This is a genomic window from Tardiphaga sp. OK245 (assembly GCF_900108575.1).
GTDB lineage: Bacteria > Pseudomonadota > Alphaproteobacteria > Rhizobiales > Xanthobacteraceae > Tardiphaga > Tardiphaga robiniae.
In genome coordinates this window covers 586274-602202 of record NZ_FNWZ01000002.1, presented here as the reverse complement: position 1 = coordinate 602202, position 15929 = coordinate 586274, and the positions used below count along the sequence as shown (strand labels likewise).

At 62.2% G+C, this 15929-nt stretch carries 16 protein-coding genes; 9 read left to right on the top strand and 7 right to left on the bottom strand.

The window, feature by feature from the left end; translation table 11 throughout:
- Positions 1 to 108: 108 nt before the first annotated feature.
- The 3 genes from zapE to BLW80_RS09495 all read right to left on the bottom strand — a co-directional run bounded on the left by zapE (position 109) and on the right by BLW80_RS09495 (position 2829).
- The gene (zapE, locus tag BLW80_RS09505; RefSeq protein WP_093757747.1) at positions 109 to 1293 is read right to left on the bottom strand and encodes a cell division protein ZapE; all 1185 of its coding nucleotides are present in this window, start codon (positions 1291 to 1293) and stop codon (positions 109 to 111) included.
- 64 nt (positions 1294 to 1357) lie between these two features.
- The gene (gene thpR / locus BLW80_RS09500; RefSeq protein ID WP_089263280.1) at positions 1358 to 1894 is read right to left on the bottom strand and encodes an RNA 2',3'-cyclic phosphodiesterase; all 537 of its coding nucleotides are present in this window, start codon (positions 1892 to 1894) and stop codon (positions 1358 to 1360) included.
- 227 nt (positions 1895 to 2121) lie between these two features.
- Complete coding sequence (locus BLW80_RS09495; protein WP_093757746.1) at positions 2122 to 2829, bottom strand: arylesterase; 708 nt, start codon at positions 2827 to 2829, stop codon at positions 2122 to 2124.
- Between BLW80_RS09495 and BLW80_RS09490 the strand changes: the two genes are divergently transcribed.
- The 4 genes from BLW80_RS09490 to BLW80_RS09475 all read left to right on the top strand — a co-directional run bounded on the left by BLW80_RS09490 (position 2828) and on the right by BLW80_RS09475 (position 7848).
- Positions 2828 to 3568 (top strand): ABC transporter ATP-binding protein, encoded by a 741-nt coding sequence (locus BLW80_RS09490; RefSeq protein WP_089263284.1) that lies wholly within the window; start codon positions 2828 to 2830, stop codon positions 3566 to 3568. The two genes, BLW80_RS09495 and BLW80_RS09490, sit on opposite strands and share 2 nt — an antisense overlap.
- Before the next feature lie 4 nt (positions 3569 to 3572).
- The gene (locus tag BLW80_RS09485; protein ID WP_093757745.1) at positions 3573 to 6140 is read left to right on the top strand and encodes an ABC transporter permease; all 2568 of its coding nucleotides are present in this window, start codon (positions 3573 to 3575) and stop codon (positions 6138 to 6140) included.
- A 312-nt stretch (positions 6141 to 6452) separates the two neighbouring features.
- On the top strand, positions 6453 to 7241 hold the full coding sequence (locus tag BLW80_RS09480; protein ID WP_089263288.1) for a Bax inhibitor-1/YccA family protein: 789 nt from the start codon (positions 6453 to 6455) through the stop codon (positions 7239 to 7241).
- A gap of 82 nt (positions 7242 to 7323) precedes the next feature.
- Entirely contained in the window at positions 7324 to 7848 is a 525-nt protein-coding gene (locus tag BLW80_RS09475; RefSeq protein ID WP_089263290.1) for a GNAT family N-acetyltransferase, read from the top strand.
- Positions 7849 to 7863: 15 nt separating this feature from the next.
- Here the strand turns inward: BLW80_RS09475 and BLW80_RS09470 are convergent, their stop codons facing one another.
- From BLW80_RS09470 to acnA, 3 genes are all read right to left on the bottom strand, one after another.
- Positions 7864 to 8226 (bottom strand): DUF2794 domain-containing protein, encoded by a 363-nt coding sequence (locus tag BLW80_RS09470; protein ID WP_089263291.1) that lies wholly within the window; start codon positions 8224 to 8226, stop codon positions 7864 to 7866.
- Positions 8227 to 8662: 436 nt separating this feature from the next.
- Complete coding sequence (locus BLW80_RS09465; protein ID WP_089263293.1) at positions 8663 to 9415, bottom strand: DUF1223 domain-containing protein; 753 nt, start codon at positions 9413 to 9415, stop codon at positions 8663 to 8665.
- Positions 9416 to 9582: 167 nt separating this feature from the next.
- On the bottom strand, positions 9583 to 12303 hold the full coding sequence (gene acnA / locus BLW80_RS09460; RefSeq protein ID WP_093757744.1) for an aconitate hydratase AcnA: 2721 nt from the start codon (positions 12301 to 12303) through the stop codon (positions 9583 to 9585).
- Between the two features lie 230 nt (positions 12304 to 12533).
- On the opposite strand from acnA, the gene ccmA reads away from it, so the two are divergent.
- The 5 genes from ccmA (at position 12534) to BLW80_RS09435 (ending at position 15416) form a co-directional block, all read left to right on the top strand.
- Entirely contained in the window at positions 12534 to 13136 is a 603-nt protein-coding gene (ccmA, locus tag BLW80_RS09455; RefSeq protein WP_093757743.1) for a heme ABC exporter ATP-binding protein CcmA, read from the top strand.
- Positions 13133 to 13801, top strand: coding sequence for a heme exporter protein CcmB (gene ccmB, locus BLW80_RS09450; RefSeq protein ID WP_093757742.1), 669 nt, complete (start codon positions 13133 to 13135; stop codon positions 13799 to 13801). The genes ccmA and ccmB overlap by 4 nt, the downstream gene beginning before the upstream one ends.
- 123 nt (positions 13802 to 13924) lie before the next feature.
- The gene (locus tag BLW80_RS09445; protein ID WP_089263301.1) at positions 13925 to 14662 is read left to right on the top strand and encodes a heme ABC transporter permease; all 738 of its coding nucleotides are present in this window, start codon (positions 13925 to 13927) and stop codon (positions 14660 to 14662) included.
- Positions 14662 to 14841: a heme exporter protein CcmD gene (ccmD, locus tag BLW80_RS09440; RefSeq protein ID WP_068730071.1), complete on the top strand. Its 180-nt coding sequence runs from the start codon at positions 14662 to 14664 to the stop codon at positions 14839 to 14841. Before BLW80_RS09445 ends, ccmD begins: the two co-directional genes overlap by 1 nt.
- Positions 14838 to 15416: a DsbE family thiol:disulfide interchange protein gene (locus tag BLW80_RS09435; protein ID WP_093757741.1), complete on the top strand. Its 579-nt coding sequence runs from the start codon at positions 14838 to 14840 to the stop codon at positions 15414 to 15416. Before ccmD ends, BLW80_RS09435 begins: the two co-directional genes overlap by 4 nt.
- Before the next feature lie 3 nt (positions 15417 to 15419).
- On the opposite strand, the gene BLW80_RS09430 is transcribed toward BLW80_RS09435, so the two are convergent.
- Positions 15420 to 15815: a nuclear transport factor 2 family protein gene (locus BLW80_RS09430; protein WP_093757740.1), complete on the bottom strand. Its 396-nt coding sequence runs from the start codon at positions 15813 to 15815 to the stop codon at positions 15420 to 15422.
- Between the last annotated feature and the right edge of the window lie 114 nt (positions 15816 to 15929).

The following is a 15929-nucleotide window of genomic DNA, read 5'->3' as shown; positions in this document are numbered from 1 at the left end:
CCAATTGTCGAGCGCCGGCCTGCAATGCAAATTATTATGAGTGAACTGGAAATTGGAATCGCTCGCGAAAGTACCGATTCCGCTTTGATATCGATCTGATCGCGCGCGTCAGGTTTCGACCAGGCCGGTGGTGGCGCCTGACGCGGTGGAATCGCTGCGGCCATGGGGCAGGGCCAGATATGTTTCTGAACCCATCTCGAACAGCCGCGACGCGGTCCGCGCGAATTCCATTGCCTCGAAACCTTCGCTGGCCTGATACAGCGCGTGCGGTTCGCCGGCCGCCGAGGCCATCAGCTTCACGGCATTGTCATAGAGCGTGTCGATGAGTGCGATGAAGCGTTTGGCGGCGTTGCGGTCGCCGTAGTCCATCATCGGAATATGTTCGATGAACAGCGTGTGATAGTCGTGCGCCAGTTTCAGGTAGTCTGACGCGCCAAGCGGCTTCTCGCAGAGGTCGCCAAATGAAAACCGGGCCACGCCCTGCGCTTCCAGGGGAACGCGCAGCGTGCGGCCCTTGATCGAGATTTCACGCGACTTTGCCGGTGCGCCGCCCGTGAGCTTTGCCCAGGCCTTGTCGAGCGCAGCCTTTGCTGCATCATCGTCCGGCACCAGCCAGCTCTTTACGCCGGCCAGCTTTTCCAATCGATAGTCTGTGCGCGAATCCAGTTTGCGCACTTCCATATGATCTTCGATCTGTTTGATGAACGGCAAAAACAGCGCGCGGTTGAGGCCGCCTTTGTAAAGATTGACGGGTTCGACATTGGACGTCGCGAAGACGACGGTGCCGAGTTCGAACAGCCGTGCGAACAGTCGGCCGAGGATCATCGCATCGGCGATGTCGGTGACGTGAAATTCGTCGAAGCAGAGGAGCCAGGCTTCCTCGAAGATCGAATTCGCCGTCAGCGCGATGACATCGCCGTCGGGCAGCTCGCCGCCCGCGATTTTCTGGCGAAAATTATAGATGCGCTCATGGGTGTCGGCCATGAACTCATGGAAATGGGCGCGACGCTTGTGCGTGACCGCGCTGGCTTCGAAGAACAGGTCCATCAGCATGGTCTTGCCGCGGCCGACCTCGCCATGGACGTAAAGACCGCGCGGCGGTTGCATATCCTTGTCGCCGAACAGGCGTCCGAAGAAGCCCTGCTTGCGCGGTGGCTTATAAGTGGACAGCGCAACGTCGAGCGCCGCGATGGCCTCGACGGCGCCGGCCTGCGCCGGGTCAGCCTCGATAGCGCCGGAGGCTACCAGGGCTTGATATTGTTCGCGGAAGGATTGTGGAGGGCTGGACGACATGGGGCCCTAACGGCCCCATGCGCCCGGAAAATGCAAGATGCGAATTGGTCGAGCGGATATGCGCTCATGCGCAGAGCGCGTAGGAATCCTCGACCAGATAAGGGCCGCCGCCCGTGGATGCCCGCGAGGAGAACAGCACGAAGCGCGAGGCGGTGAAGATCTTCGTCGGGAAGTAGCCCCGCACCGAAAGATAGTCGGCGACGTCGCGGTCGCAGGAATCTCGCAGTCTGGCCAGCGTGACATGCGGCGTGAATTTGCGGCCCTCGGGCTCGAGCCCGCAGCGGCGCACCAGCCGTTCCAGTTCGGATTGCAGTTCAAGCAGCGGACGGCTCGGCTCGACCGCAGCGACGACAGCGCGGGGTTTCTTGCCGCCGAAGCTCGAAAGGCCACGCACCGCGACCTCGAAGGGTCTGCGCTCCACGCGTGACATCAGATCGGCGATTTCGTTGGCGGAAACGCCATCGATATCGCCGATGAAGCGAAGCGTGACATGATAATTTTCGGGATCGATCCAGCGTGCGCCTGGCAGGCCGCCACGCAAATTGGCCAATGTCTGGCCGATCTCGGCTGGTATCTCCAGTCCGGCGAACAAACGCGGCATAGTCAGCTCCTCTTTGCCGGGGCGCGATTTTCGCCGAAAGGTGCTGACTACGGTGTGCTTATGCACGCCCGCACCCCTCGGCGAAAATCATGCCCGAACAAACGAGCCGGTGACGAATCACCGATGTCTTTTTTTACCCGACTTCTGTGACTCTGCGAAGCAGATGCCGCGCTCGGTGCATGAAGGTTCCGTGAAAAACCGTCATTAAGGTTGAGGCTGCCTGTTTCTCAACTGCGTTGCCCAGCGATCGTGCCGACAAATGCCTCGACGCTGGGCAGGATGTTTTTCACGACGATGTCGACGCCCTCCGCTGTCGGATGCATCGCGTCGGCCTGGTTGAGTTTACTGTCACCGGCGACGCCTTCGAGAAAGAACGAATAGAGCGGCACGCCAAATTGCTTGGCCAGATCCGGATAGATCGAATTGAACTTTTCCGCATAGTCGGCGCCATAGTTCGGCGGTGCTACCATGCCGCAGAGAAGCACGGCGACGTTGCGGGCCTTCAGTCGCGTCAATATCTCGGTCAATGCCGCGCGCGGGACTTTCGGATCTGTACCGCGCAGCGCGTCGTTGGCGCCGAGTTCGATGATCACGCCCTGCGTCCCCTCGGGCACCGACCAGTCGAGCCGCCCGAGGCCGCCCGAAGTGGTATCCCCGGATACACCGGCATTGATCATCTCGACCTCTATCCCCTTGTCCTTCATGGCCTTTTGTAGCCGGACCGGAAACGCGGCTGCCGCCGGCAGGCCATAACCTGCACTCAGGGAGTCCCCCAGCACGACCAGTTTGACGGGCTTGGCCGTGCCGGTGGCGGCCGTCTGCGCCGTAGCGGTGGGGATCGGAAGTGCGACCGTCAGCCCGGCGACGACCAGCCACATAAACGTGCGCAGCAGCCCCTCGACCGCCGCAAACGAAGTGCCATATGAAGCTCGCATGGATACTTTCATTGAAGCCTCATCATCGGCCGGCGTTTCGCCGGACACCATTTCAATCTCTAACATCAACCTCTCGCTCGGCACCGGCGCCGCGCGGGTGCATATCCTCAAGGATATCAGCCTGCGCGTCGGATCGGGTGAAGCGATCGGGCTGATTGGCCCGTCGGGCTCCGGCAAGTCCACGCTGCTGATGGTGATGGCGGGGCTGGAGCGTCCTGACTCCGGTCAGGTGGTGGTCAATGGCACCTCTTTCAATGATCTCGATGAGGACGGATTGGCGCGGTTTCGTGGCCGTCATGTCGGCATTGTCTTCCAGTCCTTTCACCTGATCCCGACCATGACGGCGCTGGAGAATGTCGCGGTGCCGCTGGAGCTGGCAGGTCATCCCGACCCAGCCGGCCGTGCGGCGCGCGAGCTGGAAGCGGTCGGTCTCGGCGCCCGTCTGCATCACTATCCGACCCAGCTTTCCGGTGGCGAACAGCAGCGCGTCGCGCTGGCGCGCGCATTGGCGCCGGATCCCGCGATCCTGGTCGCCGACGAGCCGACTGGCAATCTCGACGAATCCACCGGCGGCCAGATCGTCGATCTCTTGTTCGCGCAGCACGCGCAGCGCGGCATGACGCTGGTGCTGGTGACGCACGACAATACGCTGGCGCATCGCTGCGACCGCGTGGTGCGATTACGTTCCGGCCGGATCGATGGGCCCGCCACCGAGCGCAACTGGGTCGAGACGGCCTGATCCGATGACCATCACCGAGACCATTCCTAACAGCCGAGGCCCGTCGCTGGCGTTGCGTTACGCTTTCCGCGAGATGCGCAGCGGCCTGCGCGGCTTCTACGTTTTCATCGCCTGCATCGCGCTGGGCGTCATGGCCATCGCAGGCGTTGGTTCGGTCGCGGCAAGTTTGGGCGAGGGCGTGGCGCGCGAAGGCCGTACGCTGCTCGGCGGCGACGTGGCATTCTCGCTGATGCAGCGTGAGGCCAAGCCGGAAGAACTCGCCTTCTTGCGCGCACGCGGTGCAGTGTCGGTTGCCGCAACGCTGCGCGGCATGGCGCGCGCGCAGGACGGCAATCTTGCGCTTGTTGAGATCAAGGCCGTCGATGGCAGCTATCCCTTGCTCGGCAAGGCGACCCTGGCGCCCGACATGCCGATGAGCGATCTGCTCGCCGAACGCGACGGGGCCTATGGCGCCGCGACGGATACGACATTGATGGCCCGGCTAGGCCTCAAGGTCGGTGACCGCCTCACGGTCGGTAATGCGACGTTCGAGCTTCGCAGCGAAATTTCAGCGGAGCCCGACAAACTCGCTGGCGGTGTCGGGTTCGCGCCGCGTTTCCTCACCAGTGAGGACGCTCTGCGCGCCACCAAGCTTCTGCAGCCCGGCAGTCTGGTGCGCTGGATCTATCGTGTTCGCCTGCCGGACACCGTTTCCGGCGATCGCGCTGCCAAGGCGCTGGCCGACGATGCGCGTGCCCAATTGCCGCAAGCCGGCTGGGAAATCCGTTCGCGCGACAACGCGTCGCCGCAGCTTGAGCGTACCATCACGCGATTCACCCAGTTCCTGACGTTGGTCGGCCTCGCGTCCCTGCTGGTCGGCGGCGTCGGCGTCGCCAATGCCGTGAAGAGCCATATCGATCGCCGCCGCGATGTCATCGCGTCGTTGAAAGCGCTTGGTGCGACCGGCCGCGACGTATTCGCGATCTACCTCACCCAGGTACTGGTGCTGGCGGTGATCGGCTCGCTGATCGGCATGGTGGTCGGTGCGTCCCTGCCGTTTGCCATTGTCGGCCTGTTTGGCAAGCTGCTGCCGCTGCCGGTGGTGCCGGCGCTTCATCTCGGTGAGCTGGCGTTGTCGCTACTGTACGGGCTGCTGACGGCGCTGGCCTTCGGCCTATGGCCCTTGGCGCGCGTACACGACGTGCCGGTTGCGGCGCTGTTTCGTGATGCGGCACTGACGGAATCGCACCGGCCGAAGCTGCGCTATATGCTCTGGATGGCACTCGTGGTCGGGCTACTGATCGCGGTGGTGGTCGGGCTCGCTTACGACAAACGCGTCGCTGCCGTATTTGTGGTATCGTCGATGGTCGTGTTCGCCTTGCTGCGCGGTATCGCCGGCGCATTGATGGCTTTTGCGCGCAAATTACCGCGGCCGAGCATGACCATGCTGCGGCTGGCTATTGCCAATATCTACCGGCCGGGCGCGCTGACGCCGTCGGTGGTGATGTCGCTCGGACTTGGCCTGACGGTGCTGGTGACCGTCACCCAGATCGACGGCAATCTGCGCCGGCAGTTCATGGCAGCGCTGCCGGAGAAGGCGCCTTCGTTCTATTTCATCGACATTCCCTCAACCGATGCCGACCGCTTCAGCGCGTTTCTCAGGGAGAAGCAGCCGCAGTCGACCGTCGAGGATGTGCCGATGTTGCGCGGCCGGATCGTCGCCGCGCGCGGCGTCAAGGCGGAAGACCTCAAACCGTCATCCGATGCCGAATGGGTGCTGCAGAGCGACCGCGGCCTCAGCTACACCAACGAGGTTCCGCGTGGCTCCAAGCTGGTCGAGGGCGAATGGTGGGCGCCCGACTATAGCGGCCCGCCACTGGTGTCGTTCGAGAAGAAGCTGGCCGACGGGCTCGGGCTCAAACTGGGCGACGAGGTCACCGTCAACGTGCTCGGCCGCGATATCACCGCCAGGATCGGCAATATGCGGTCCGTCGACTGGCAGAGCCTCGGCATCAATTTCGTCCTGGTGTTCTCGCCCAATACCTTCCGCGGTGCGCCGCATACCCATATTGCCACGCTGACCGAACCGAAGTCCGATCCGTCCCAAGACGCCGGTCTGGTCAAGGCGGTGGCCGACGCATTCCCGATGATCACCACCGTGCGGGTCCGGGAAGCGCTCGACACTGTGGGATCGGTTGTCACAAATCTCGTGCTGGCGATCCGCGGTACCAGCGCGGTGACGCTGCTCTCGGCCATCCTCGTGCTCGGTGGCGCGCTGGCCGCCGGTCACCGGCATCGCGTCTATGACGCCGTGATCCTCAAGACCCTCGGCGCCACGCGTGCGCGGCTTCTGGGTGCCTATGCACTCGAATATCTGATGATCGGCCTGGCCACGGCGGTGTTTGGGGTCATCGCCGGCTCGGTGGCGGCGTGGCTGATCGTCACGCGCCTGATGACGCTGAGCTTCGTCTGGCAGGCCGGCAGCGCGGCTGGCGTCGTGCTGGCGGCGCTAATTGTCACAGTGGGCCTGGGCCTGGTGGGTACGTTGGTAGCCTTGAACCAGAAGCCAGCCACCGTGTTACGGAATTTGTGATCCGTTTTGACACGAAGCAGCCTTTGCGCGGGCTGATTCGTGCAAAATGACTGAGAAATCGCCAAGCTTGCGTCAGGCTGAAAGTTTACCCGGTTGCCTGAATGTAAATCGGAGCGACATTCCGCCACGCGTGGAAGCTTGCAGCGAATGTGTTAGTTTACCACATACCCTATGGGTCAGGCATCGAGCGCAGATGACATCGATTTTTTATTAAATCGAGTTTAGTGTCAGGAAGCGCAGATATCTGGGATATAATTCGAACCGGCGACGCGAACCCTTTGCGATCAGCCGGACAACATCGAGGTTTCGACCATGTCGGATCTAGACCGTAACTATGCTTCCCCCTTCGGCCGGGCCGGCGCGCGCGATGCCGCTGCCGTGGACGCCGGACTGCGCTCCTACATGCTGCGCATCTACAACTACATGACGATCGGTCTGGCCATCACCGGCCTCGCTGCTCTCGGCGTGTACATGGCGGCTGTCACGACCGATCCGTCGGGCGCTGCTGCCCGGATCGGTAGCTCCTACCTGACGCCGTTCGGCTATGCGATGTTCGTGAGCCCGCTGAAGTGGGTGTTCATCCTGGCGCCTCTGGTCATGGTGTTCGCCATCTCGTTCGGCATCAACCGGCTGAAGCCGGCTACTGCGCAGTTGCTGTTCTGGGCCTTCGCGGCTCTGATGGGCATCTCGCTGTCGTCGATCTTCCTGGTGTACACGCACACGTCGATCGTGCGGGTGTTCTTCATCACCGCTGCCTCGTTCGGTGCGCTGAGCCTTTACGGCTACACTACCAAGCGTGACATGACGGGCATGGGCTCGTTCCTGCTGATGGGCCTGTTCGGCATCATCATCGCGAGCGTCGTGAACATCTTCGTCGCTTCGTCGATGCTGCAGTTCATCGTGTCGGTCGTCGGTGTGCTGATCTTCGCGGGCCTCACTGCCTACGATACCCAGCGGTTGAAGAACGACTACATCTACGGTTACGCCTCGCAGGGCGGTGATATCGCCGAGCGCGCGGCGATCACCGGTGCCCTGTCGCTCTACTTGAACTTCATCAACCTGTTCACGCTGCTGCTGCAGCTGCTCGGACAGCGCGAATAAGCTCAGAGCATAGAGAAGATCTTAGCCCCGGCCGAAAGGCCGGGGCTTTTCTTTTGGGTGGAGCAAAAATAGTCTCAGCGCCATGTCCGATATTGAAATCAGGCCCGCCACGGCGGCAGATCTGCCCGCGATCACCGCGATCTATGCCGAGGCGGTGCAGTTCGGCACGGCCACGTTCGAACTGATCCCGCCGGATTTGGCCGAGATGACGCGGCGTTTCGAGGGGATGGTGAGCGGGGGCTATCCGTATCTCGCGGCTGTGCTGGAAGGCCGGGTTGTCGGCTATGCCTATGCCAGCGCGCATCGCCCGCGACCGGCCTATCGCTTTACCGTCGAGAATTCGATTTATCTCGATCCGAAAGCCCAACGGCGAGGCGTTGGCGGCAAACTTCTCGCGCGGTTGATCGCCGAATGCGAGAGCCGCGGCTACCGCCAGATGGTCGCCGTGATCGGTGACAGCGCGAATGCTGGCTCCATCGCGGTTCATCGCAATGCCGGATTTCAGATGGTTGGGGTGCATACCGATGTCGGGTTCAAGTTCGATCGCTGGCTTGATACCGTTTCGATGCAGCTCGCACTTGGCGACGGCGCCCGCACGCTGCCCTGACGCTCTGCGAATCGATTACACCACCGCCAGCTTGCGATCGATCACCAGGAGCACGCGGTCGAGTTCCTGGCCGCGGCGCAGAATCATGCCGCTGGCCGAAATCACGCTATACATGCCCTGCTTGCGCGCCAGTCGCGGATCTTTCTCTATGCGATAGAGCGGCACTTCCGACGAGCGGCGGAACACCGAGAACACCGCGCGGTCGCGCAGAAAGTCGATGGCGTAATCGCGCCACTCGCCGTCGGAGACCATACGGCCGTACAGGTTGAGGATGCGACTGAGCTCAAGGCGATTGAAGCTGACGACGGGTGCGGCGGCGGCAGAGCCCGTCGCCGCGCGATTCTCGGTGGGCTCAGTATCTCCCGGAATCACATTCATGCAGCGCCTCCTGTCATATCGTCGACATGATCGCGCCGACCGCGGTCCTCTGCAAGGGCCGATCCGCAGGCCCGATGGTAGAAATTTCCCGTCACGGGAACGTCAGGTGAATCTTATTGCCGCCAAATTTTGGCCCATCGGGCGCCCTTCTGGATTGCGACAAGAAGATACTGCGTCGGGTCCGGTTCTTCCGGTCTCGGATTCCTCAGCCCCCAGCCCCCCGCGGTCGTTGGGATCGGACCCTGCGCAGGAAGTTAATCCCCACTGGGCCAACGCAAGTTGGTCCTTTTCTTTTTGGTGGATGCTTTTGCGAGACCATCAAGCGTCATTGCGATAGGCGAAGCGACGAAGCAATCCAGTCTTCGCCGAGGGCTCACAATGGTGCGGGCATGCCACGCGTAAGCGCAGCAGCTACCGAAGTTATCAATCTGAAGACTTACTGTAGCGACGTATAAGCCGCGCCGCGCATCGCGCCGGGCTTGTCGCGCGTGCCGTCTTGCACATAAACGACGGCGGCATCGACCCCATCCCTGGAGATGTTCTCCAGCGGCAGCGTCCAGTTGGCGGCGTTGCCGGTCCAGTCACCGACCTTCAGCCAGTTCCGGACGACATTGTAGTAGGTCAGTTGCTTGCCGCGATTCTCGCCGCGCCCGACCGTGATCGGCACTGCCTTCGACACGGAACAGATCCAGACTTCGCCATGCGCCGTATCCGGCGCATTGCTCGATGCGGCAACGGACACGTTGACGTGTTTGCCGGAAACCGACATCGACACCGGCACCGTCATCACGGTGCCTTTCTTGGTTTCGCTGATCGCGCCCTGGATACGATCGGCATCGCTGCCGATCACCTGAGTGGCGCCGTTGACGACGACTTGCGGCGTGTAGACGTCGCGATCGCCGCGCATCTGTGAATAGGCCTTCTGCCGCGCGCTGAAACGCGAGTCGGCCAGCGTGTCCTTCCAGCCCAGGTAGTCCCAGTAGTCGATCGGCATGCTCAATGCGATCACGGATGGGTCTTTGGCGAGGTCGCCGATGATCTTGTCTGCAGGCGGGCAGGACGAGCAACCTTGCGAGGTAAACAGCTCCACCACGGCCCTAGGCTGGGCCAGCGCGCTACCGCTTGCTGCAATGGCGGCGCACACGCTGAGCGCGCCGGTCCACTGCGATATGCCGCCAAAGGATTTCATGAGGTTTTGCCACGCTCGAGGTGAGACACATAACAGACGGTGTCGCACATTGGTGTCGCTAACACGTTCATGCCCTCAAACGCCAGAAGGCGGCCCTTCATAGGCCGCCTTCTGTTCACTAGCCACTCACTTCGCGGTGAGGCACTACGTCACACCACGTATGGGCGTCAGGCTGCAAGCTGACGCAGCACGTAATGCAGGATGCCGCCATTGCGGTAATATTCGAGCTCGTCCAGCGTATCGATGCGGCAGAGCAGCGTCTCCTTGTGGAGTGAGCCATCGGCCGACACGATTTCCGCCACCATCTGCTGGCGCGGCTTGATGTCGCCCGTCAGGCCGCGGATCGTGACCTTCTCGTCGCCCTTGAGGCCGAGCTTCTTCCACGATGAGCCGTTCTCGAAGGTTAGCGGCAGAATGCCCATGCCGACCAGATTGGATCGGTGAATACGTTCGAAGCTTTCGGTAATCACGGCGCGAACGCCGAGCAGACGGGTGCCCTTCGCAGCCCAGTCGCGCGACGAGCCGTTGCCGTATTCGGCGCCGCCGAACACGACCAGCGGCACCTGCTCGGCCTGGTACTTCATCGCGGCGTCGTAGATCGACATCGCTTCGCCATCGGGCCAGTGCTTGGTCATGCCGCCTTCCGGTACGTTGCCGTCAGCACCCTGCATCATGAAGTTCTTGATGCGGATATTGGCAAAGGTGCCGCGCATCATCACTTCGTGGTTGCCGCGGCGCGTGCCGTACTGGTTGAAGTCGGCCGGGCGCACCTGATGCTCCGACAGATACTTGCCAGCAGGCGAGGTGAGCTTGATAGAGCCGGCCGGCGAGATGTGGTCGGTGGTGATCTTGTCGCCGAACAAAGCCAGGATGCGCGCATCGACGATGTCAGTGGTCGGCTCCGGCTCCTTCTTCATGCCTTCGAAGTAGGGCGGGTTCTGCACATAGGTCGAACCCATGTTCCACTTGTAGGTCTCGCTCTCGACCGTCTTGATCTTGCGCCAGTTGGCGTCACCGTCGAACACGTTTGCGTACTTCTTCTTGAAGATCGTCGACGTCACGTACTTCTTGATGAAGGCGTTGATATCCTTCGTGGTCGGCCAGATGTCTTTCAGGAACACCGGCTTGCCATCTTTGCCTTCGCCGATCGGCTCGATCGCGAGATTCTTGGTCACCGTACCGGCAAGTGCGTGCGCGACGACCAGCGGCGGCGAGGCGAGATAGTTTGCCTGCACGTCCGGCGAGACGCGACCCTCGAAGTTACGGTTGCCCGAGAGAACCGCTGCGGCAACGATGCCGTTGTCGTTGATCGACTTCGAAATCTCCGGCGGCAGCGGGCCGGAATTGCCGATACAGGTGGTACAGCCGAAGCCGACGAGGTTGAAGCCGATCTTGTCGAGGTCGAGCTGCAAGCCGGAATTGGCGAGATATTCAGCGACGACCTGCGAGCCCGGCGCCAGCGAGGTCTTCACCCACGGCTTGGTCTTGAGGCCCTTGGCCACGGCGTTACGTGCCAGCAGGCCGGCGGCGATCAGCACGCTCGGATTCGAGGTGTTGGTGCAGGAGGTGATGGCAGCGATCACCACATCGCCATGGCCGACATCGAAGTTCTTGCCCTCGACGGGGAAGCGCGCGTTGTGGTTATCCGGCTTCTTGTATTCGGTGGTTAGCGCGGCAGAGAAGCCTTCGGCGATGGCGGGCAGTGCGACGCGGCCTTCGGGACGCTTCGGGCCGGCCATCGAGGGTACTACGTCGCCGAGATCGAGCTTCAGCGTTTCGGTGAACACCGGATCGGGCGACTTGGCGGTGCGGTACAGGCCCTGCGCCTTGGCATAAGCGGCAACCAGTGCGACACGCGCCGATTTGCGGCCCGAAGTTTTCAGATAGTCGATGGTGGCGGCATCGACCGGGAAGAAGCCGCAGGTCGCGCCATATTCCGGCGCCATATTTCCGATTGTCGCCTTGTCAGCGACCGACATGGCGTCGAGGCCGGGGCCGTAGAATTCCACGAACTTGCCGACGACGCCCTGCTTGCGCAGCATCTGGGTGACGGTGAGCACGAGGTCGGTGGCGGTGACGCCTTCCTTGAGTGCGCCCGACAGCTTGAAGCCGACCACGTCGGGCAGCAGCATCGACTGCGGCTGGCCGAGCATCGCGGCTTCCGCCTCGATGCCGCCGACGCCCCAGCCGAGCACGGCGAGGCCGTTGACCATGGTGGTGTGCGAGTCGGTGCCGACCAGCGTGTCCGGATAGGCGACCTCGAAGGTGCCGGTCTTCTTACCGACCGTCATCTTCTGCTTCTTCGTCCAGACGGTCTGGGCGAGATATTCGAGATTGACCTGATGGCAGATGCCGGTGCCGGGCGGCACGACGGAGAAATTCGAGAACGCGCTCTGGCCCCACTTCAGGAACTCGTAGCGCTCCTTGTTCTGCTTGTACTCTTCGGCGACGTTCTTGCCGAACGCCTTGTTGTCACCGAAGAAGTTCACGATCACCGAGTGGTCGATGACCAGATCGACCGGGACCAGCGGGTTGATCTTCTTGGGATCGCCCTTCAGCGCCTGCATCGCATTACGCATGGCAGCGAGATCGACCACCGCCGGGACGCCGGTGAAGTCCTGCATCAGCACGCGCGCAGGGCGGAACGAGATTTCGTGCTCAAGCTTGCGCTTCTTCAGCCATTTCGAGAAAGCAACGATGTCTTCCTTCTTGACGCTGCGGCCGTCCTCGTTGCGCAGCAGGTTTTCCAGCAGGACCTTCATCGAATAGGGCAGCTTCGAAATGCCTGTCAGACCATTTTTCTCAGCGAGCGGCAGGCTGTAGTACACGTAAGTTTTAGCGCCCACCTTGAGGGTTTTTTGGCACTTGAAACTGTCGAGCGAGGTCATGTGAAGGGGTCCCAATTCAGTTGACCGATACCCGGAAAATGGTACCGAGACACCGTCGGCGGAGAAGGCCGGTTTGCTCGCAGGCGCCGATTGTGTGCTGCATCAAGTTCCGACTTATAGAATCTTTCTAGAACCGCTGCCATATCGACAATCGTTTGCAGCCCTGCGAAATGATGCAACAACGCCGCGGCGACCTCTGAGCCAAATCAGATCGTCATGGAAGGGTTAAGATGCGGCTCTCGGGGCGCAATTTACGATGCCTGCGGGGCGGCCGCGAAGTCTTCGCCGGGCTCGATTTCGATGCCACGGCAGGCACGGCCGTGGCGGTCATTGGCCCTAACGGGGCAGGCAAAACTTCGTTGCTGCGGTTGATCGCAGGCCTGCTGGCGCCGGCCGAGGGCTCCATCACTCTCGAGGGCGGCGACGGCGAAATGACCGTTGCCGAACAGGCCCATTACCTGGGCCACCGCGACGCCATGAAACCGGCTTTGACGGTGATGGAAAACCTGACCTTCTGGGCCGACTTCCTCGGTGGCAGGCCGGCCGATCCAGCCACGTGCATTGCAGCAGTAGGCCTCTCCCATGCCGCAGCATTGCCCGCGGGTTTCTTGTCGGCCGGCCAGCGCCGCCGGCTGTCAATTGCGCGTCTGCTGGCCGTCCGCCGTCCGATCTGGCTGCTCGACGAACCGACCGCAGCGCTGGATCTCGCCAGCCAGCGAGTGTTTGCTGGGCTGATGACGGATCATCTCGCATCGGGCGGACTGGTTATTGCCGCGACCCATGGTCCGCTCGGCATTCCCGCCCGGGAGTTGCGCATCGGGGGCGAGGCGTGAGTGCCCTTGGCGCGTTGATTCGACGCGATATCCGCATTGCCGTCCGGGTTGGCGGCGGGGCGCTGATCGGTGTGCTGTTCTTTCTGACGGTTGTCGTCCTGATGCCTTTCGCGCTGGGGCCGGATCTGGCGCTGCTGGCACGGCTGGGGCCGGCGATTCTTTGGCTCGGGGCGCTGCTCGCGAGCCTGCTGACGCTGGACCGGTTGTTTACCGCCGATCACGACGATGGCTCGCTGGATCTCATTCTGATGAGCCGGACGCCACTGGAACTCGCCTGCGCCGCCAAGGCTCTTGCACACTGGCTGGCCGCGGGCGTGCCGCTGATCGTCGCGACGCCAGTGCTGGGGCTGCTGCTCAATCTCGACGGATCGGCGACGCTGGCGGTCGCCCTGACGCTGTTGGCGGGCACGCCGGCGCTGACCTTCACCGGCATGATCGGGGCCGCGCTGGCGGTGACGCTGCAGCGCGGAGGGCTCTTGCTGGCGGTGCTGGTGTTGCCGTTATCGATACCGGTGCTGATTTTCGGCGTTGCGGCCTCGAATGCGGCCATCGCCGGACAGTTGTCATTCTCGACGCCATTCTCGATCCTCTGCGCGCTATCGCTGGCGAGCCTCGTGATCGGACCTTTCGCGGCGGCGGCGAGCCTGCGGCATGGACTGGATTGAGACAGTTGGATGGATCACGACAGGCTGAGACACTGGATTGACCTGGGTCAACTCGTCGCGAGCCGTGTTGAACGAGAATAAGTTGCATTGATCGCGGACAGGGCCGCGACTATTGGAAATGTCATGACGCTGACCGAACTCGCCAATCCAACCCGGTTCCTGTCGCTCGCCACCCGCATCCTGCCGTGGCTGGCGATGGCGACGGGCATTCTGCTTGCGATCGGCTTGTATCAGTCGGCCATGGCCCCCGATGACTATCAGCAGGGCGCCACCGTCAAGATCATGTTCATCCATGTGCCCAATGCCTGGCTGTCGATGTTCGTCTGGGGCGTCATGAGCGTGGCATCGCTGGGCACGCTGGTGTGGCGGCATCCGCTCGCCGACGTCGCCGCCAAATCCGCAGCACCGATCGGCGCGGCCTTCACCTTTCTCGCATTGGTCACGGGTTCGCTGTGGGGCCGGCCGATGTGGGGTACCTATTGGGAATGGGACGCCCGACTGACTTCGGTGCTCATTCTGTTTCTGATGTATCTCGGCCTGATCGCGCTGTGGCGTGCCGTTGAAGACCCATCGCGGGCGGCGCGCGCCGCTGCGGTGCTGACGCTCGTCGGCGCCATCAATATTCCGATCATCAAGTTCTCGGTCGATTGGTGGAATACGCTGCATCAGCCTGCGTCGGTGATGAAGATGGGCGGCTCGTCGCTCGACAAGTCGTTTCTGATCCCACTGCTGGTGATGGCGGTGGCATTCTCGCTGCTGTTCATCACACTGCATCTCGCGGCTATGCGTAACGAGATCCTGCGGCGCCGCCTGCGTGCGCTGCAGATGCTGCAGGCCTCAAAGCCGGTGGCACTCCCGTGATGGCGCTTGGTCCCTACGCATCTTTCATCGTCACGTCCTACGCGCTGGTCGCAGCGGTGGTGCTGATCCTCATCGTGTGGATCGCCATCGATCACCGCCGCGTCCGCGCACGGCTGCATGAGTTGGAATCCTCCGGCGTGGCGCGGCGCTCGGGTCGTGGCGCGACGGATCTCACATGACCACGCAAGCCACTCCAAAGCGCCGCTGGGTGCTGGCACTGCCTCTGCTGATCTTTGCCGCGCTCGCAGGGCTGTTCTGGTTTCGGCTCGGAGCCGACCCTGCGAAACTGCCCTCGGCATTGATCGGCCGCGCCGCGCCACAGACGACATTACCGGCACTGGAAGGCCTTACCGATAGCGGTGCGCCGGTGCCGGGTCTTGATCCCGCAGCCTTCAAGGGCAAGGTCAGTCTCGTCAATGTCTGGGCATCGTGGTGCGTGCCGTGCCATGAGGAGGCGCCGCTGCTGACAGAACTCGGCAAGGACAAACGGCTGCAACTGGTCGGCATCAACTACAAGGACGCACCGGACAACGCGCGCCGCTTTCTCGGTCGTTACGGCAATCCGTTCGGCATCGTTGGCGTCGACGGCAACGGCCGCGCCGCGATCGAATGGGGTGTCTATGGCGTGCCCGAAACCTTCATCGTCGGCCGCGACGGCCGCATCGCCTACAAGATGGTCGGTGGCATCACGCAGGAAAATTACGAGCGCGTGCTGAAAGTCGAGATCGACAAGGCACTGCAGGCAGGGTCCTGACGCCTATTGATCGGTCGCCTCGAGCCGCCGGGCAATATGAAACGACTTCGCGGTCACCAGCCAGGCATCGCCGATGCGATGATAGGACAGGTAGTCGCAGTACCAGAGCGTATCGATCCGGACGAGAACCTTGACCAGCGCCTGGGTCGGTGCGGCGAAGTCCACCAGCAATACCGCCTGTTCGCGCGGCGCGCCCTTGCTCTTTGGCGATGGTGTAGAGGCCAGCATCGCCTTGTAGTCTGCGGCCGGCAGCAAACGTAGGCTGCCGTCGCGCAGTCCATGCAGTTGTGCACTTCCGGCAAATACCTGATCGAAATGCGAGACGTCGTTGTCGAACATCAGGTCGAAGTAGCATTCGACGGCATCGAGCAGTGATTGCGTTATCAGTCGGTCGGGCATCGGGATGCTCTTTCGTTGGGAGAGTGAGTCCGACGATGACACTTGACCCCTGCGCATGTCCTTGCGAACTTGGCTAATATCGAGCGTGCTCGCGCAACGAATGGTCCTTTACTG